Source organism: Hyphomonas adhaerens MHS-3, assembly GCF_000685235.1.
GTDB lineage: Bacteria > Pseudomonadota > Alphaproteobacteria > Caulobacterales > Hyphomonadaceae > Hyphomonas > Hyphomonas adhaerens.
In genome coordinates, this window is the sequence record NZ_ARYH01000001.1 from 397206 (window position 1) to 414446 (window position 17241).

A 17241-nucleotide genomic window follows, 5' to 3' on the forward strand; every position below is an offset into this window, starting at 1 on the left:
GGCCTTATTTGCCTCCTTCGGCCCCGCTCTGAGCCGGAGCGATGATCACGCGGCCGGCTTTCGAGCGGGCGAACACGGCCGGGCGGTACATGTCCTCGGCGACGACGCCCGGAATGGCGAAGTCACCCGGTGTCACCGCGCGAACCACATAGGCCATGGTCACCGAATTCGAGTAGACATCGACAGCGGCCACGTAGCGGTCATCCTGCGCCTGGGCGGTCTGGACATTTGCCAGGTCGCCCAGATAGGCGAACGCGCCGGACTGGCCATATTCCTGGCGGCCATCGGCCGGGCGCAGCACCGTCTCGATCTCGAAACCGGCAGGCAGCAGGTCCGCGACGATCACCGGGTTCAGGCGGCGTTCCTCCGGTGAAACGGTCAGCTTCACGACCAGTTGGTCACCCTGGCTGACACGGGCAAGATCCACCCGGCCGCCCGTCAGCGTGTAGAACCGCTTGTCGACCTTCATCTTCGACGTTGCCGCAGGCGGGGCGCTTGCCGGTGCGCCGGAGACCAGCACAGTCCGGAACATCGGCGCGTCGCCGCCCAGCGTAAAGGTCACGCCTTCGCGGGCCTGGTCTTCGGTCAGGGCATATTGGCGGTCATTGTCATTGCCGCGGCCAAGGCCTTCGACATCCAGACGGAAGCCCTTGTCCCCGGCGCCGAGATCGTTGACCGCCTGCAGGAGGAAAGATTTCTCCTGCGTGGTCAGGCGGCCCGGGTCCGGCGTCTCTTTGCCGAGCTTGTCAGAGAGACGTGTCATTGTCTCTGTCTCTCCGGCCTCTGCGGCAAGGGCGAGGACACCGGCGAGATCGCGCAGCGGCGTCTGGTAGTAGTCGCCCGTATTGTCGTAGCCGATCGACGCTTCGGCAGCCCTGAAGGCCGAATTGGCGCGGGCCTTGTCGCCCAGCTGCGCCAGCGCCGCGCCGATATGGGCCCGGGCCAGCGGGCTGCGGATCGACTTCAGCTCCCGGTCGTGCAGGTAACGCAGGCGGGAGATGTCCGCCTTGCCGGCCTTGGCCAGCACATAAAGCGCATAGGCCGAGGACCGTTTCATCATCTGGTCGACCGTGTCGTTGGAATACCGGCTCTCATAGACATCGGTGTTGTAGCCATAGACCCGCCAGGCATCGCCCGTCGCAATCTGGCGCAGGGCGCCATAGGCCCGGTCCATCGCCTCGTCCGGCACGGCATAACCGGCTTCCTTGGCACGATAGATGAAGTCCGTCGCATAAGCGCCGAGCCAGGGGGAAGCATAGCCATCCCCTTCACGCCAGAGACCGAAGGCCCCGTCCGCCCCCTGACGGTTCAGCAGCGTGTTGACCGCCACCTGCACCTTCGTCTTCGGATCGTCATTGGCATCCTTTGCCCCCATGGCGACCAGTTGTTCCGAATAGAGCAGCGGCAGCGCGCGGCTCGTCGTCTGTTCGGTACAGCCATAGGGATAGCGGTCCAGCGAGGCATAAAGCGACGCGGCATCCACCGGGATGGACGAGAAACCCACCGAGACGAAGCCCGAACCCTGTACGAGGCCGGACAACAGGTCCGGATCGACAGAGAAGGCATCGCCCGGCTGCATCAGTTTCGAGGACACACGGGTCACCGGCAGATAAGGCGACCGCGTCTGGATCTGATACGTCCGGTCCACGGCATACTTGCCGGGGCCTTCGACATCGAGCCGGACGGTCGAGATGCCTTCATCCTCGGCCTCGACGCGGACCGGCAGGTCTGTCCGCTCGCCGGTTTTCAGCATGCGGGTCAGCTTGCCATCGGAAATCGAGACGCCCTTTGTGGCACCGACCAGGGCTGAGAATTCGCCATCGGCCAGCTCCACATTGTCAATGCTGGCCGTGAGGACCGCCTCATCGCCCGGTGCCAGGAAACGCGGCATGATCAGGTCTGCCGGAGCTTCGTCGCGCACGGTCATGGTGGAGACCGCCGAGCCGAGCCCTGTCTTCGACCAGGCCACCGCCATCAGGCGCAGCTCGCCATTGAACTCAGGCATATCGAAGCGGATTTTCGCCTTGCCGGAGCGGCCGACATCCACGAGCCCCGAGAACAGCGCCACGGATTTGACCGGAACAACCGACAGGCCTTCCCCGCCCAGCTGGTCACCGCCTGTGCGCACTTCCGCCGGCAGGCCCATATTCGGGTCCAGCAGGCGGCCATAATCGTCGTAGAGTTCCACGCCGAGGGCCTTCTTGCCGTAATAATACGACACCGGATCCGGGCTCTTGAACTTGGTGAGACGCAGGATGCCTTCATCCACAGCGGCCAATGTCAGGTAGACCGGCTCGCGCGGGCCCTCCCCGATATTGACCTCGACCACCTGCTCGCCGCGCGGGCGGGCGGTCTTCGGGGCATCAATCGACATCTCGAAGGTGCGCTCGTCCATGTTGAGCGGCACATAGGTTACGCCAACCGCGCGGCGCGGCTTTGCCCGCAGCACCGGATCGCGCTCGGTGAACACAGAGACCATCACATAGGCGCCGTCGCCCCATTCATCATTCACCGGCAACGTCACCTGCGTGCCGCCTTCGGTGACAGCGATGTTCTGCACGGAGAGCACCTTGTCGGTGGCCACCACCACCTGCGCCTGGCCGTCATAGGGCGGGACAATGGTGATTTCAGCCGTCTGGCCGGACGCCGGGGCCTTGGCCGGGCCGGTCACTTTCACGCGGTCCGGAGCCTCGACACCGTCCTCGGAGACATAGCCGCCCCAGCCGACATAGAAATTGTCGCTGGCCGAGGTGCCGGACGCGGCGCCCGTGCCCTCAATGACCAGTTCATGGCTGCCCCAGTCGAGCCCGGACACAGTGATCTCACCCGTGCCGCCTTCCGGCGTGGTCAGCACGCCTTCATTCACCTTGGTCACGGTGCGCGACCGGCGCCAGCGCCAGCGGTCTCCATCATTATACCAGTCATAGTGCCAGTCGATTGCCAGCACTTTCCATGTCAGGTCCTCTGCCACGGCATTGCCATCGGCATCCATGGCGACGACCTGATAGGTCGCATCCCCGCCCCGCTCGACCGAATAGTCGAAGCCGGGCTTCAGGCCGAGATATAGACTCTCGGGCCGGTAAGGCACGCGCACGCTTTCCGAAACGGCCCGGCCGCCCGGCTCCAGCACGGAGACAACAGTGTTCAGGCGCAGCGGCACGCCGGCATTGCTGCCCGCATTGCCGGGCTGCAGGCGGATCAGGGCATCGCCTGCGCCGTCCGTCGTCACATCGTCGAATTCGAGAATGCGTTCCTGGAAGGTCGAATCATGGCGGCCGAAGGTGAAGCCTTCAAAGGCCGGGAACGGATTGGGCTGGCGTTCGACACGCGCCTCCGCCTTCACGGTCAGGCCTGCGCCCGGGGCGCCATAGAGGAAGCGCGACGACACTTCGATGTCGCGTGTGCCACCCAGCTTGATGGGGGTCTCTTCATCGGCGGCAAGGTCCACAGCGATCCGCTGGGGCACAAAGTCCTCCACCGAGAAGCGGACCGCACCGGAATTGCCGGACAGTCCGTCCATCTGGACCTCGACCCGCCACTCGCCGCGCGAGGCGCCTTTGGGCAGCTCGAAATCGTGCAGCACGGACGCAGAATCCTGGCCTTCAAAACGGATCTTCTCAGAAATCAGGCCATTCGGACGGTAGAGCAGCAGATTGCCGGCCCGGTCCGTCACGGCTTCGCCGGTCGAATCCCGCAGCATGGCCGTCAGCCTCACCGTTTCACCCGGCCGGTAAATCCCGCGATCCGTATACAGATAGGCATCGACAAGCCCCGGCATGCGGCGCCCGCCGATTGCCTCTTCCGACAGGTCGACCGGCGCGCGGGTCAGGTCCAGCGCTGCCAGTTCGCCCTTGGCGGTCAGCGCCATGATCAGCTTCGGCGCCATGTTGCCCTGCCCGTTCGTCAGCTCTGCCGGGAACACGACACGGCCCTGCTGGTCTGAACGGCCTTCTGCGAGGATGTCATTGTTGCGGGCGACCAGCTGCACGGTCGTATCGGAGATCGGGCGGCCGTCCTTCAGGGAGCGCAGCGTGACGTCGAGCCCGTTGCCGCCCTCATACGCCGTGATGGCGAGGTCGGTCAGCATGATCCAGCGGCTGGTCGATGCCGGCGGGCCAACGGCCTCGCCGATATCGTCCGCGTCCTTCACGGTCACGAAATAGGCGCCCGGCTCCAGTGTGCCGATCGTGGCTTCCAGCGGGAAAACGGTGATCACCGGCGCGTTCTGTTCACGCGCGACATCCACCGTGCCCTTGAACAATTCTTCCTTCACATCGTCCGGGTCGTTCTCGCCCCAGGTCCAGGAATGGCTTCCCTGTGCGGACGTCGTGCCCTGGCTGATCCGCTTGAAGGCCAGCGCGCGGTCATTGATGCGCGAGACCGTCACTTCGATCTTGTCGACATTCACAGTCTCGATCGGCAGGCCGTCGGCATTCTCGCGCGGCAGGATCACGCCGGTGCCCTTGAAGCCCACATAAGGCGGGCGGTCAGCGAAATCGATCGGCACTTCTTCCTGGTTTTTCAGGGTCCGGCCATCGGCCGACGGCAGGCCCGAGAGCAGCGTCGCCGTCCGCTCCGTCCCGAAGGACAGGCCGCCAACACACAGCTCGCGCCCCTCAACGCTCAGCGACGGATTGAAAGCCGGGCGGAATTCGACATAGGGGGAATAGTCCGCTTCCGGGTCCAGCGCAGCGGAGAAGACGAAACAGGCCAGCGGCGCGTCCTGGCTGGTGTCGATACGGTAGCGGAAATAGGAGAAGTCCTGATCGCGGGCATCCATTGCGGCCTGGCGCCGTTTTTCGCGCTGGCGAGCGGCCACGCTGTCGGCGGGCGAGAGCTGCACGACCGCGCCTTCTTCACTGCCACCCGATCCGGAGCGGTCTGTCTTGCCGCCTCCTCCACATGCCGCGAGAACACTCACGAGCAACGCCATCAGCATTGCCTTGCCGTATCCCCCCTGGCCCGGGATGAAGTGCGTCATGAAGCCTCTCCTACGTGTATTGTGAACACTCTTACACATCTTCGCGGGGGCGCGAACAGGGCGCGAATTGGACAATTCCGACATTATTCAGGGTTTTCGCCGGTGCGGCACCGCCAAACCCAGCTTGCCAGCCGCGGCACCACGCGCCATCGTCGCGTCATGTGGAGCTGGCGCATCCTCGGATTGATTTCGTTCGTGTTTGGCGCGATCGGCCTGTTTCTGCCTATCTGGCCCACCACAGTGTTCTGGATTGTCGCCGCGCTGGCCTTCGCCCGCTCGAACCCGGCCTGGGCGGAATGGATCTATGCCCGCCCGAAGATCGGCCCACCGATCCGCATCTTTGTCGAGACCGGCGCGCTCAGCCATGCCGGCAAGGCCGCCGCCCTCGGCGGCATGGGCCTGTCGGCGGCCGTGATCGGCCTGGCATTCTGGAAACGGCCCGTACCGCTGGGCATCGGCCTGTCGATCCTCGCATTCGGGGCCTTGTTCGTGGCGACGCGCCCGCGCGCCCGCATCGACGACTGACCGTCCGGTCCTAGTCCCCCAGCCCGCCATCTGTGCCCGGCAGGGGCACTTTCCCGTCCGGGGTCCGCTCGGCCTGTGAGGAATAGGCGTGGCTGGCGGCCTGTTCCTTCGCCTCCTGGCGCGCGCGCAGCTCATCGGAGAAGGCGCTGGCGAATACCCCGGCCGGAAGGGCCACAACCCCGATCCCGGCAATCGCGATGACCGACGCAAACATCCGGCCCAGCGGCGTGACCGGATAGACATCGCCATAGCCAACCGTCGTCAGCGTCGCGATCGCCCACCAGATGGCACGCGGGATGGAGGCGAAGCTTTCCTGCTGCTCACCGCCGACGCCTTCGATGAAGTAAAGCGCGACCGCGGAGACATAGACCAGCACCAGCGCCATCGCGAGCGCCATCAGGAGCTGCATGCCCGCCCGCTTCACCGCCGCGCCGAAAATGTCGAACGCAGGCACGAAACGGGCAATCTTGATCAGCCGGAACAGCCTGAGGACCCGCAGCGCGATCAGCGGAATGCCGAACCCGGCCAGCATCACGATCAGTTCCGGCAGGAAGGCCAGCAGGTCCGCGATGGAATAGAATCGCGTCATGTATTTCAGCCGCCCGCCGACGCCCCGGTATTCCGGATCCAGCCCGGCGACAAAGACGCGCAGCACGTACTCCACCGCAAAGGCCGCAACGACAAAGACATTGAAAACCCTGAACACCGCCCGCCATCCGGGCTGCGAATTCAGGGCAGGCTCGGTCTCGAGGGCCAGGAACAGGAAACTCAGCAGGACCAGCGCAACGATGAAGAGATTGGTGACCGAAATGCCCCGCAAACGGGCTTCCGGCACCAGTTCCCGATACAGGCCGTAGCGCAGTCCCTTCTGCACCAGCAGCTGCTGCTCCACCATGTCCGGCCTCGTTACGTTCCCCTGTGGCTTACCCTCTTAGCACACCGCCACAGCCTTTGGCGACGGCCGCGACGACCTTGTCCATCAGGGCCTGGATGTCTTCATCCTTCAGCTTTTCCTTCGGCTGGATCGTCATCTCGAAGGCGACCGACTTCTTGTCGTCCGGCACCCCCTTGCCCTGATAAACGTCGAACACTTCGACCAGGTTGATCAGCTGCTTGTCGGCGCCCTTGGCGAAGCGGACGATGTCGGCCGCCGGGACGGTTTCGTCCACGAGGAAGGCAAGGTCCCGCCGGATCGGGGTCAGGTCCGACCGTTCGAGGACGGATTTCGTCTTGGTGGCCTTCGCCTTCATCACCGGCAGGGCGTTGAGGTTCAGCTCGAACCCGAAGGCCGGGCCTTCCACGTCCAGCTGTTTCAGCACGCCGGGATGCAGCGCGCCGAAATGCGCCACGGTGACTTTCGGGCCGAGCTTCAGCGCAGCCGCCTGCCCCGGATGCCAGTGCCCCTGCGACGGCGCCGCCACCTGGAACCGGTCCCCCGGCTGGCCGAGCGCTTCGAGCACGGCGAACAGGTCTGCCTTCGCGGCGTAGGAATCATAGGGCTTCGGCGCCCCTTGCCAGTGGCGTTCGCTGACCGGGCGGACAAGCGCGGCAACCACCGTGCGCTGGTCGTCCGGCCCGTCGCCCAGATAGATCGGGCCGGCCTCGAAGAAGCGCGCGCCAGGCTCGCCCCGGTTCGCAGCGCGTTGTGCGGCGCTGGCGAGGTTCGCCAGGATCGACGGACGCATCTGGTCCAGATCGCTGGCCACGGGATTGGCAACGGTCAGGCTGTCCGGTGTCTTGCCGAACAGGGCCGCATTGGCCTTCGACATGAAGCTCCACGTCACCGCTTCGAGGAAGCCGCGCGCCGCCAGCACGCGCCGCGCCGTGCGCACGCGCGCCTGCATCGGGGTCGTGATGGCGCGGATGCCACCCTCAGGCGCCGGCAGCGATTCCGTCGGCAGCTGGTCGTAACCGACCATGCGGGCAATCTCTTCCACGATGTCGGCGGAATGTTCCATATCGAAGCGGAAGCTCGGCGGCATCAGATACCAGGCCTCGCCTGCGTCTTCGATGGCGAACTCCAGATCCTTCAGGATACGGCGCATGTCGGCGCTTTTCACCTTCAGGCCGGTCAGGCGGTCCACGTCTGCCGGATAGAATGTCACCTTGTCGGCGCGGGCCGGGATCATGCCTGCCACATTGGGCTTCGACACGGTGCCGCCGCCGAACTCCGTGATCAGCGCCAGAGCGAGGTTCAGCCCGTCGACGCAGGATTGCGGATCGACGCCGCGCTCGAACCGGTAGCGCGCATCGGAATGGATGCCGGTCGCCCGCCCCGTCCGTGCGGTGCGCAGCGGGTCGAACCAGGCGCTCTCGATGAACACGTCCGTCGTCTCTTCCGAGACCGCCGTGGACTCGCCGCCCATCACGCCGCCAAGGCCGATGGCGCCGCTGTCGTCAGCGATCACGCACATCTCTTCGCCGATGTCATAGGTCTTGCCGTCGATGGCGACGAGCTTCTCGCCTTTCTTGCCAAGCCGCGCCGTGACCGTGCCTTGCAGCTTTGCCGCATCATAGGCGTGCAGCGGGCGGGCCCGGTCGAGCGAAACGTAATTGGTCACGTCCACCAGCAGAGAGCGCGGCTGGATGCCGACGGCTTTCAGACGCTGCTGCATCCAGTCCGGTGACGGACCATTTTTCACGCCCTTGACCAGCGCCCCGGCAAACATCGGGCAGGCTTCAGGTGCGTCCAGCCTGATCTCCACCGGGCAGTCGAAGCTGCCGGAGATTTTCTTCACGTCATGCGGGATGAAGCGCCCTGCCCCGGCTGCGGCGAGGTCGCGCGCGATGCCCTGCACACCCAGCCAGTCCGGCCGGTTCGGCGTCACTTCGAAATCGATCACCGGATCGGCAAGGCCAAGCGCCTCGGCCGCAGGCGTGCCGAGCGGGATCGCCGCGTCGAGGTCGGCGATGCCGTCATGGTCTTCGCCGGCTTCGATCTCCTTGGTGGAGCACATCATGCCATGGCTTTCCACGCCGCGGATCTTGCGGGGCTTCTTGTCCAGCGCGAAGTCGAGCCCCGGAATCCAGGTGCCCAGCGGGGCATAGATGGCCGTCATGCCCGCGCGGGCGTTCGGTGCACCGCAGACGATCTGCTTCATGCCGTCCACGGTTTCCACCTTGCACACGCGCAGCTTGTCCGCATCCGGATGAGGCTCGGCTTCCAGCACCTTGCAGACGGTGAAGGCCTTCAGCGTCTCGCGCGGATCGTGCACGTCCTCGACCTCAAGGCCGGCCTTCAGCATGCAGGCAAGAATATCCTCCAGCGTCGCCTTGGAGGCGATATGGTCGCTCAGCCAGGAAAGGGTGAATTTCATCAGCTCAGCCCTCCGCTGACAGATGGTGTAGACCACGGCGCGAAGCCGTAGTGGCGGGTCCATTGCGGATCGGCCTCGAAATACGGGCGCAGGTCGGGCATGCCATATTTCAGCATGGCCAGACGGTCGATCCCCATGCCGAAGGCGAAGCCCTGATATTCATCCGGATCGATGCCGCAATTGCGCAGCACGTTCGGATGCACCATGCCGCTGCCAAGGATCTCCATCCAGCTGTCACCGGCGCCGATCTCGATCGTCTCGCCCTTGCGGGTATATTTCACGTCCATCTCGGCCGATGGCTCCGTGAACGGAAAGAAGTGCGGGCGGAAGCGGGCTTCCACACTATCCACCTCGAAGAAGGCCCGTACGAAGTCGATCAGGCAGCCTTTGAGATGCCCCATATGGGTGCCCTTCTCGATGACGAGGCCTTCGACCTGGTGGAACATCGGCGTATGCGTCGCGTCCCAGTCGTTCCGGTAAACCCGGCCCGGCACGAGAATGCGGATCGGCGGTTTCTGCTTCATCATGGTGCGGACCTGCACAGGCGAGGTATGCGTGCGCAGCACTTTCGGCGTGTCGCCTTCCTGCGCCTTCATGAAGAAGGTGTCGTGCGTCTCGCGCGCCGGGTGGCCTTCCGGGAAGTTCAGCGCGGTGAAATTGTGCCAGTCGTCTTCCACGTCCGGGCCTTCGGCCACGGTGAAGCCCATGTCGCCGAAGATGGCCGCGACTTCCTCGAACACCTGCATCACCGGATGCAGCGCGCCGGCCTTCGGGCCGGGGGCCGGCGGCAGGGTCAGGTCCAGCGTTTCGGTGACGAGCTGTTTCTCCAGCGCCTCGGCTTCCAGTTCGGTCTTGCGGGCGGTGACGGCATCGTTCACGCGGTTCTTCAGCGCGTTCAGCTTCGGGCCGTTTTCCTTGCGCTCTTCCGGGCTCATCTTGCCGAGCGAGCCCATCAGGCCGGAGACCCTGCCCTTCTTGCCCAGCTCTGCAACGCGCACCGCGTCCAGGGCGTCCAGGTCAGCTGCCGCGGCAATCGCCTCCAGCGCTTCTTTTTCGATCGTCGTGATATCGGACAAGGTCTTGCCCCTCATATGGTTCCGCGGGCTTTGTAGGCGCTTCGCGGGATCATGCAAATCTGGAAATAGAAAAGCCCGGCGCGATGGCCGGGCTTTCTCTTATTCGGTTCGGCGGCAGCCTTTTCAGGCGGTCACCGGCGGCGCGGGGCCAACAGAAAGCTTACTTGCCGGCAGCTTTCTTGCGGGCGAGACGCGCACGCTTGGTGTTGCCAAACACGCGGACTTTCGACCGCTTGCCGAGATTGGCCGTCCAGGTCGCGTTGCGGCGCTTGACGCGCGGCTTCTTGGCCGGGTGCAGGATGGAATTCGGGGACTTCGACATGAGGTCGTTCCTGTAGCTTCAGTCTTTGGAGAACTTAGGCGAGTGCCGATTTGGCCTGAGCAACCAGGGCGCCGAAAGCGTCCGGGTCCTTGATGGCGATGTCGGACATCACCTTGCGGTCGACTTCGATACCGGCCTTGGTCAGGCCGTTGATGAACTGCGAGTAGTTCATGTTTTCGTCGTGCAGGCGGACAGCGGCGTTGATGCGCTGGATCCAGAGCGAGCGGAACTTCCGCTTCTTCACTTTACGGCCGACATAGGCGTACTGGCCGGCTTCCCAGACGGACTGGTGCGCGATGCGGAACGTATTCTTGCGGCGGTTACGGAAACCCTTGGCCTGCTTCAGGACTTTCTTGTGGCGGGCATGGGCAGGAACTTTAGCGCGGGAGCGGGGCATCTGAGCCTCCTTCTTTCAAGATCTTGTTTAAGTCAGCGACGGCGGCTTAGAGGCCGTACGGCAGGAACTTTTTCACACGGGCTTCATCAGCCTTGGCACCGACGGACGTGCCGCGGTTCTGGCGGATGTATTTCGCGTTGTGGCTGATCAGGCGGTGGCGCTTGCCGGCGACGCCGTGCTTCAGCTTGCCCGAGGCGGTGATCTTGAAGCGCTTTGCAGCGGCCTTCTTGGTCTTCATCTTCGGCATTTCATTCTCCTTGTTTCGTGGAGCTCGCACCCTTGCGGGCGGCCCGGTTTTCATGAGTGGAGGGCATGCCGTTCGCCAGCACCACTCGGAAGTGGCGGCTTATGGCGGATTGGGACAAGGGAATCAAGGGGTGAAAGCGGCTGGAAATGCACTGGGATTTTTCCCGGAAATCCCCCACAGGAACGGGAAAAGCCGGCAGGGTCCGCCCAGCCGGCTCTTGAGGGTGTATAGACGGTGTCTAGAAGGTGTTGATGAGGGTGTGCAGCGCCCCGTTCAGCGCGGCGTCAGGACCATCGTCATCTGGCGGCCTTCGAGCTTCAGCTCCGGCTCGACTTTCGCCAGATCGAACCGATCTGGACTGCTGTGACTGGCCCGCACTTTCCGGAACTGGGAAGGTAGCCAATCAGCGTTAGGACGGGCGCATTCGAATGGCACAAGTTCTGGCAGATTCCCGAGCCACATCACCGGCTTTCTCGGCGCTGCTAAGGCCATCACCAATGAGAGGCACAAAGTCCCAATATGTGTAGTGTGGCTTCGATTCTGTTACTGTGCAGCGACAGAATTCCCGTTTGTTGACGGAATCCGGCAGAGGAAGGTCCTGTGCCATACAGATGTTATCCATCTTTCGGTAAGCCAGTTGTTGGGATACTGCTGCCCATCCCAAAGCGATGATGGCGAGCAGGGCCATGGTTTTGAGGTACCCAAAGCCCCGCTCAATCTCGTTTTCACTCTCCGGATCCGCCTTCACCGCGGCGTCAGGACCATCGTCATCTGGCGGCCTTCGAGCTTCGGCTCCAGCTCCACCTTCGCCATTTCGTCGAAGTCTTCCTTCACCCGGTTCAGCAATTCCATACCCAGATGCTGGTGCGCCATTTCCCGGCCGCGGAAGCGCAGGGTAACTTTCACCTTGTCGCCCGCTTCGAAAAAGCGCGTCATCGCCTTCGCTTTGACTTCATAGTCGTGCGTGTCGATGTTCGGACGCATCTTGATTTCTTTGAGCTCGGAATTCTTCTGCTTTTTCTTCGCAGCGGCTTTCTTCTTCCGCTCTTCGAAACGCAGCTTGCCATAGTCTAGAATCTTGACGACGGGCACTTCCTGGTTCGGCGAAACTTCGACGAGATCCATGCTGGCTTCACGCGCAGCATCCAGAGCTGCTGCCAGCGGCATCACTCCCTGTTTCTCACCGTGTTCGTCGATCAACAGGACCTTGGCGGCCTTGATGTCGTCATTGGTGCGCGGTCCCTTTTCCTTCTGGGGCGCTTCATTCATTGGTCTGCGAGCTATGGCCGATCTCCTTTGTGGCTGTTCTCGGATGCCTGAATATGCCTGTGGTTGCTGGTATATTCAAGAAAAAGCGCACTCGGCAAAATTTGCGGTGCGGTCAAGTGGGAAGCACACCCAGCGCCAGAATTGACCGCCAGACCGTGTCGATCTCCAATTCTGCCAGCGTCGGTGCCGAATTGATGATCGGCGAACGGGCCCCGCGCGGGGCCGCATGGTCCGGATTGCTTTCACTGGTGGCGAACAGCGCAACGCCCGGCGCGCCTGCGATTGCAGCCATGTGCATCGGGCCGGTATCGTTGCCGACGACAAAGGCGGCTTTCTCCGCCAGGGTGACGATCTGGAACAGGTCTGTCCGTGTGACGAGGCTTTTGGCCCGCTTCTCCAGCTTCATGATGTCCTGCGCGATCTTGCCCTCGGCCTTGCCGCCGATGATGGCGGGCGTCACCCCCGCATCGGCGACCCGTTTGGCCAGTTCGGCAAACCGTTCCACCGGCCAGCGCTTGGCTTCCCGGTGTTCGGACGCGCCCGGGATCAGCAGCATGTACGGTTGTTCCAGCCCGAAATAGGCCGGCTGCAGCCGCGGGGCATCGCGCAGTTTCGGCCGCACCCAGCTGAGGTCCGGCTTCGGGAAATTCTGGCGGTTCCAGCGCCCTTCCGGCGCCACGCCCGCAACCGCCAGCTGTTCGGCCAGCCGGTCGATCGAGTGCATGGTCGCCCGGTCCGGATTGTCATGGAAGAAGGCCGCCTTCTCATGGTGGCCGGACCAGAGCGGCGCCTTCCCGGCCCGGTTCAGCACGGTGAAATAATTCTTCGTGCGCCCGGAGGTCTGGAAGTCATAGATGATGTCGTATTTCGTCTTGCGGATCCGGTTCAGCAGCGCTGTCGTCGCCTTCATCGTGGCGGGGCGGCCATCGGTTTCGACCCGGTCGAAATACGGGCAATGCTTTGCGAAATCCTCGAAAGGCGGCGTGGTCAGCAGCGTGATCCGGGCGGAGGGGTGAAACTCCCGCACGGCCTTCATCGCGCCAAGGGCCAGCACAAAGTCCCCGAGCGCGCTCAGCTTGATGACCAGAACTTCCTTGGCGCCAGCCCCCGGATTGACCGGGCTGGCGAGCTTTGCGGTTTTTACCATGCCTACCTCGTCGGTCCCCTAACCGATCAGGCGCTTATAGACGCCGAGGGTGGCCATCTGAAGCCCCCGCTTGGAGAAATGGCTGCGCACATGCGCCTGGCCGGCCTGGCCCATGCCCGCGCGGGCGGTTTTCCCAACGGCCAGCAGCGCCCGGATTGCGCCCGCCAGCGCCGCCGCATCGCCCGGCTGGAAGCGGGCGCCGGTCTCCCCGTCGAGCACGGTTTCGCGGCCGCCGCCATGATCGGAGACGATCACCGGCCGCGCCATGGCGGAGGCTTCCGCCGCCACCCGCCCGAAGGCTTCCGGCCGGGTCGAGGGGGCCATCACAATGTCGCTGGCAAGGTAAGCGGCCGGCATGTCTGTCTCGTGGCCCACGACCAGCACCTGCCCATCCAGCTGTAACTTGCGGATCGTGTCATAGATCCGGCCCTCATAGGCATCGCGGCCCTGCGCATCCCCGGCCAGGACAAGGACCAGCCCGTCCCGCTCTTCCGGCGCCAGCAGGCCCAGCGCCTCAATCGCCAGCAACTGGCCTTTCCACTCGGTCAGGCGGCCCGGCAGGAACAGGGTCAGGCGCGTGTCGTCCTTCAGGCCCCAGCGCGCGCGGACCTCGTCGATCCGCGTCTGCGCGACGGCGGCCGGGTCGAACGCTTCGAGGTCCACACCGCGCGGAATGGTCACGATCCGCTCCGGTGGGATATCGTGAACCCGCCGCACGTGTTCGGCGATCCACTGGGAATTGGCGATCACCAGATCGCCCTTGGCCATGACGGAATTGTACTTCCGCTTCAGGCCTTCCTCGCCGGAATAAGCGCCGTGATAGGTGGTCACGAACGGCACGCCGGCGGCTTTCGCGGCTGCATAGGCGCTCCAGGCCGGCGCGCGGGACCGGGCATGAACAAGGTTCACCCCCTCGGCCCGGATGATCCGTTTCAGCTTGCCTTCATTGGCTTTCAGCACCAGCGGGTTCTTGGATTTGGCATCCATGCGGAACAGCTGGCCGCCCAGTTTTTCGAACTCGCCCTCCAGGCGACCGCCACGGCTGGCCAGCAGCGCCCGGCCGCCCGCCTGCACGATGGCTTCGGTCACTTCCAGAACAGTACGTTCCACGCCGCCTGCAGACAGTTCGGGGGCGACCTGCAGGATCGTCTTGCCGGTCAGGTCGAGGCCGGTCATGTCGGGGAGAGGTTCCAAGTCGCGTGCCACCCATTCGCTTGACAGGCGAGAGAGATGGCGGAACGGACAGGTTATGACAACCGAACATTTCATCTCCCCTCACGGCAGACAGCTGGCCTATCGCCGCTGCGCCCCCGCCCGCAGCAACCTGACCTATGTGTGGCTGTGCGGTTTCAAGTCCGACATCACCGGCTCCAAGGTCATGTACCTGGAGCAATGGGCGAAAGACGAAGGCCATGGCTTCCTCGCTTTCGACTATTCCGGCCACGGCGAATCAGGCGGCGCGTTCGAGGACGGCACGATCTCCCAATGGCGCGAGGATGCGCTGGACGCGATCGATGCGTTGACGGACGGGCCGCTGGTCCTGGTCGGCTCCAGCATGGGCGGATGGATGGCGCTGCTCTCCGGCCTCGCCCGGCGCGAACGGCTGGCCGGCATGGTGCTGATCGCACCCGCCCCTGACTTTACCCAAAAGCTGATGTGGCCCGAATTCACGCCCCGCCAGCAGGAAGAGATCATGGAGACCGGTTTCACCCTCCGCCCGTCGGACTATGGCGACCCCTACCCGATCACGAAGGCGCTGATCGAGGATGGCCGCGACTGGCAGCTGCTGGACGCGCCCATCGAACTCGATTGCCCCGTGCGCATCCTGCAGGGCGCCGAGGATCCGGATGTGCCATGGCGTCATGCCTTCCGGCTGGTCGAGGCAATGATTTCGGCCGATCTCGTCTTCACCCTGATCAAGGATGGCGATCACCGCCTCTCCCGCGACCAGGACATCGCCCGCCTGCTGGCGACCTGCGGGGAAATTGCCGGAATACCAAAAATGCCAGGATGAAGGGTGCTTAGGCGCCCATCTTGCCGAGCCACCACTGGTTCATCTGCCAGATCGACTTTTCCAGCGGCGACAGCGGCCCGGCGCGCGACAGCGGCGCGTTGAGGCCGGCCCAGACAAGGTCGTTGGCGGCGATGTCTTCCTCGTGCACGCCGCGGATGGAGGCTTCAGCCCCGTCCACGATGGCGGCATAGTCATCCAAGCCCTGCATCCAGTCCGGGAAGCAGAGATGGATCTTCAGGTCCAGCTGGCCCGCCGCCAGCGGCGTCATCTGGTACCAGGCCATGAACGGTCCCTGCATCGCCAGCATCAGGCCCGGAAAGGCGATGGCGGCGATCAGGTCGCGCAGCTGCCAGTCTTCGAGGCCCGGCACGGGCGGCTGCGGCGCCTCCCGGTCGGCGGCCGGCATGTGCAGGACGGACCAGGGCTGGTCTGTGTCCGGCACCTGCGAGTCGCGGGCATGGTAGCCCGGCTCCAGCGTTTTCGAATGGGCGGCGATATGGTGGTAGGCTTCCATGAAATTCTCGGCCAGCACCTTCCAGTTCCAGCCATGGGCATAGTCCAGCGTGCGCGCCACGACGAAACCGCCAAGATTGTAGTTCGCCAGATAGTCGGCGAGGCCACTGACCTGCGGGGCAAAGGCCGGCGCGTCCGCGTCCAGCGTCGCCATGACAAAGCCTTCCCAGATCTCCGAGCGGATCTCACGCAGGCCGAGCATGGCCGGATCGAAGCCCTCCGAGCCCTCCATCAGCGGCGCGCGCACCAAGGCGCCTGCCGTGTCATAGGACCAGGCATGGTAGGGACAGGTGAACAGCTTGCGGCAGCCCTGCCCTTCCGCCACCAGCGCGGCCCGGTGGCGGCACACGCGGGACAGCACGCGCACCGCGCCATCCTCCCCGCGCACCACCATCACCGGCTCGCCGCCGAGGTCTGCCGAGAGGTAATCCCCCGCCTCCGGCACTTGGTCGAGCCGTGCCAGCGGCAGCCAGCTGCGCGCCAGAACGCGGGCTTTCTCGACATGCCATAGTCCCTCGTCTGTATAGGCGGCGGGTGGCAAGGTGAGTGCTTCGGCCAGCGGCCTGCGGCTCGCAGCGACGTCGGCGGGAGATAGAAATTCCTGAGTCATGCCCCACCTTCAGAAAAGGTGACGCATGCGTCAAGTTTTTTTCCGGGGTTAATGCGGGCCTGCATCGGCAGGCGTGTCATGCTCCAGCCGAACGAGGCGGGCCAGCATGCCGCGCGCGGCGATGGCGGGAGCGGTGGAGCGCACTTCATCGGTCATGGCCTGCATGCGGTAGCGCGTCGTCAGCAGGTGGCCGTCCGTTTCATAGCTGCCCTTGTAAGTCTTGCCTTCGATCTCGATTTCAATCGGGGTCGGCATGGTGTTCCTCCAATTTTATATGGAAAGGATTCTTGTGTCCTTTCCTGGAGCGAAGTCTAACATGGGCGGCGAGATGTCCAAATTATTGATCGTTTATCATTCCCGCACGGGTGGCACGCGCCAGATGGCCGAAGCCGCCTTCGCCGCCGCAAAAGAAGAGGCCGATGCCGTTCTGATGCGCGCGGACGAGGCCATGCCGGAGGACCTGCTGGCCGCCGACGGATACCTCTTCGCCGGGCCGGAAAACCTCGCCGCGCTGTCCGGCGCGATGAAGGAATTCTTCGACCGCTGCTATTATCCCGTCCTCGGACAAATCGAGGGCCGCCCCTATGCGCTGATGATCTGCGCAGGCAGCGACGGAGACAGCGCGGCCCGCCAGGCCGCACGTATTGCAAAGGGCTGGCGCCTGCGCGAGGTGCAGCCGCCCCTGATCGTCAACACCCGCGCGCAGACCCCGGAAGAGATTCTCGCAGAGAAGACCATCCCGGACGCGGAGCTGGATAAGTGCCGCGAACTCGGCGCCGCGCTGGGGGCCGGTCTGAAGATGGGCGTCTTCTGAGGCCCGCGC

The 17241-nt window shown here is 64.2% G+C and carries 16 protein-coding genes; 3 read left to right on the forward strand and 13 right to left on the reverse strand.

Annotated elements, in window-relative coordinates:
• Nucleotides 1-4: 4 nt before the first annotated feature.
• A complete protein-coding gene (locus tag HAD_RS01910; protein WP_051595840.1) occupies nt 5-4981 on the reverse strand; it encodes an alpha-2-macroglobulin family protein in 4977 nt (1658 codons plus the stop codon).
• A 102-nt stretch (nt 4982-5083) separates the two neighbouring features.
• On the opposite strand from HAD_RS01910, the gene HAD_RS01915 reads away from it, so the two are divergent.
• Nucleotides 5084-5506, forward strand: coding sequence for a YbaN family protein (locus HAD_RS01915; RefSeq protein ID WP_051595841.1), 423 nt, complete (start codon nt 5084-5086; stop codon nt 5504-5506).
• Nucleotides 5507-5516: 10 nt separating this feature from the next.
• Here HAD_RS01915 and HAD_RS01920 read toward each other — a convergent pair whose 3' ends face one another.
• The 10 genes from HAD_RS01920 to HAD_RS01960 form a co-directional block, all read right to left on the reverse strand.
• On the reverse strand, nt 5517-6401 hold the full coding sequence (locus HAD_RS01920) for an ion transporter (protein WP_051595842.1): 885 nt from the start codon (nt 6399-6401) through the stop codon (nt 5517-5519).
• Between the two features lie 28 nt (nt 6402-6429).
• Nucleotides 6430-8823 (reverse strand): phenylalanine--tRNA ligase subunit beta, encoded by a 2394-nt coding sequence (gene pheT / locus HAD_RS01925; RefSeq protein ID WP_035569077.1) that lies wholly within the window; start codon nt 8821-8823, stop codon nt 6430-6432.
• On the reverse strand, nt 8823-9899 hold the full coding sequence (gene pheS / locus HAD_RS01930) for a phenylalanine--tRNA ligase subunit alpha (protein WP_035569080.1): 1077 nt from the start codon (nt 9897-9899) through the stop codon (nt 8823-8825). Before pheS ends, pheT begins: the two co-directional genes overlap by 1 nt.
• 160 nt (nt 9900-10059) lie before the next feature.
• A complete protein-coding gene (locus tag HAD_RS18495) occupies nt 10060-10221 on the reverse strand; it encodes a hypothetical protein (RefSeq protein WP_156942125.1) in 162 nt (53 codons plus the stop codon).
• A 34-nt stretch (nt 10222-10255) separates the two neighbouring features.
• Entirely contained in the window at nt 10256-10618 is a 363-nt protein-coding gene (gene rplT, locus HAD_RS01935) for a 50S ribosomal protein L20 (RefSeq protein ID WP_035569083.1), read from the reverse strand.
• 46 nt (nt 10619-10664) lie between these two features.
• The gene (rpmI, locus tag HAD_RS01940; RefSeq protein WP_034762490.1) at nt 10665-10865 is read right to left on the reverse strand and encodes a 50S ribosomal protein L35; all 201 of its coding nucleotides are present in this window, start codon (nt 10863-10865) and stop codon (nt 10665-10667) included.
• A 273-nt stretch (nt 10866-11138) separates the two neighbouring features.
• Entirely contained in the window at nt 11139-11327 is a 189-nt protein-coding gene (locus HAD_RS18500) for a hypothetical protein (RefSeq protein WP_156942126.1), read from the reverse strand.
• Nucleotides 11328-11609: 282 nt separating this feature from the next.
• A complete protein-coding gene (gene infC / locus HAD_RS01950) occupies nt 11610-12134 on the reverse strand; it encodes a translation initiation factor IF-3 (RefSeq protein WP_035569089.1) in 525 nt (174 codons plus the stop codon).
• 112 nt (nt 12135-12246) lie between these two features.
• Entirely contained in the window at nt 12247-13281 is a 1035-nt protein-coding gene (locus tag HAD_RS01955; RefSeq protein ID WP_051595844.1) for a glycosyltransferase family 9 protein, read from the reverse strand.
• Between the two features lie 18 nt (nt 13282-13299).
• Nucleotides 13300-14475 carry a glycosyltransferase family 4 protein gene (locus tag HAD_RS01960; RefSeq protein WP_241765281.1) on the reverse strand — a complete coding sequence of 392 codons (1176 nt, stop codon included), beginning with the start codon at nt 14473-14475 and terminating at the stop codon, nt 13300-13302.
• A gap of 55 nt (nt 14476-14530) precedes the next feature.
• Between HAD_RS01960 and HAD_RS01965 the strand changes: the two genes are divergently transcribed.
• Nucleotides 14531-15295 carry an alpha/beta fold hydrolase gene (locus HAD_RS01965; protein WP_035569095.1) on the forward strand — a complete coding sequence of 255 codons (765 nt, stop codon included), beginning with the start codon at nt 14531-14533 and terminating at the stop codon, nt 15293-15295.
• 7 nt (nt 15296-15302) lie between these two features.
• Here HAD_RS01965 and HAD_RS17710 read toward each other — a convergent pair whose 3' ends face one another.
• Nucleotides 15303-16418, reverse strand: a complete 1116-nt coding sequence (locus HAD_RS17710) for an aromatic ring-hydroxylating oxygenase subunit alpha (protein ID WP_051595845.1) — start codon at nt 16416-16418, stop codon at nt 15303-15305.
• A 48-nt stretch (nt 16419-16466) separates the two neighbouring features.
• Nucleotides 16467-16673: a hypothetical protein gene (locus HAD_RS01975; RefSeq protein WP_035569098.1), complete on the reverse strand. Its 207-nt coding sequence runs from the start codon at nt 16671-16673 to the stop codon at nt 16467-16469.
• Nucleotides 16674-16746: 73 nt separating this feature from the next.
• Here HAD_RS01975 and HAD_RS01980 point away from each other — a divergent pair, with 73 nt between their 5' ends.
• The gene (locus HAD_RS01980; RefSeq protein ID WP_035571456.1) at nt 16747-17232 is read left to right on the forward strand and encodes a flavodoxin family protein; all 486 of its coding nucleotides are present in this window, start codon (nt 16747-16749) and stop codon (nt 17230-17232) included.
• The last annotated feature ends 9 nt before the right edge of the window (nt 17233-17241 follow it).

What these genes read in the sequence shown, in the direction of transcription:
- infC (WP_035569089.1), bottom strand. Translation starts at nt 12,134, where the DNA reads ATGAATGAAGCGCCCCAGAAGGAAAAGGGACCGCGCACCAATGACGAC.
- HAD_RS17710 (WP_051595845.1), bottom strand. Translation starts at nt 16,418, where the DNA reads ATGACTCAGGAATTTCTATCTCCCGCCGACGTCGCTGCGAGCCGCAGG.
- HAD_RS18495 (WP_156942125.1), bottom strand. Translation starts at nt 10,221, where the DNA reads ATGTCGAAGTCCCCGAATTCCATCCTGCACCCGGCCAAGAAGCCGCGC.
- HAD_RS18500 (WP_156942126.1), bottom strand. Translation starts at nt 11,327, where the DNA reads ATGTGGCTCGGGAATCTGCCAGAACTTGTGCCATTCGAATGCGCCCGT.
- HAD_RS01955 (WP_051595844.1), bottom strand. Translation starts at nt 13,281, where the DNA reads ATGGTAAAAACCGCAAAGCTCGCCAGCCCGGTCAATCCGGGGGCTGGC.
- HAD_RS01980 (WP_035571456.1), top strand. Translation starts at nt 16,747, where the DNA reads ATGTCCAAATTATTGATCGTTTATCATTCCCGCACGGGTGGCACGCGC.
- HAD_RS01975 (WP_035569098.1), bottom strand. Translation starts at nt 16,673, where the DNA reads ATGCCGACCCCGATTGAAATCGAGATCGAAGGCAAGACTTACAAGGGC.
- pheT (WP_035569077.1), bottom strand. Translation starts at nt 8,823, where the DNA reads ATGAAATTCACCCTTTCCTGGCTGAGCGACCATATCGCCTCCAAGGCG.
- HAD_RS01920 (WP_051595842.1), bottom strand. Translation starts at nt 6,401, where the DNA reads ATGGTGGAGCAGCAGCTGCTGGTGCAGAAGGGACTGCGCTACGGCCTG.
- rplT (WP_035569083.1), bottom strand. Translation starts at nt 10,618, where the DNA reads ATGCCCCGCTCCCGCGCTAAAGTTCCTGCCCATGCCCGCCACAAGAAA.
- rpmI (WP_034762490.1), bottom strand. Translation starts at nt 10,865, where the DNA reads ATGCCGAAGATGAAGACCAAGAAGGCCGCTGCAAAGCGCTTCAAGATC.
- HAD_RS01910 (WP_051595840.1), bottom strand. Translation starts at nt 4,981, where the DNA reads ATGACGCACTTCATCCCGGGCCAGGGGGGATACGGCAAGGCAATGCTG.
- HAD_RS01965 (WP_035569095.1), top strand. Translation starts at nt 14,531, where the DNA reads ATGACAACCGAACATTTCATCTCCCCTCACGGCAGACAGCTGGCCTAT.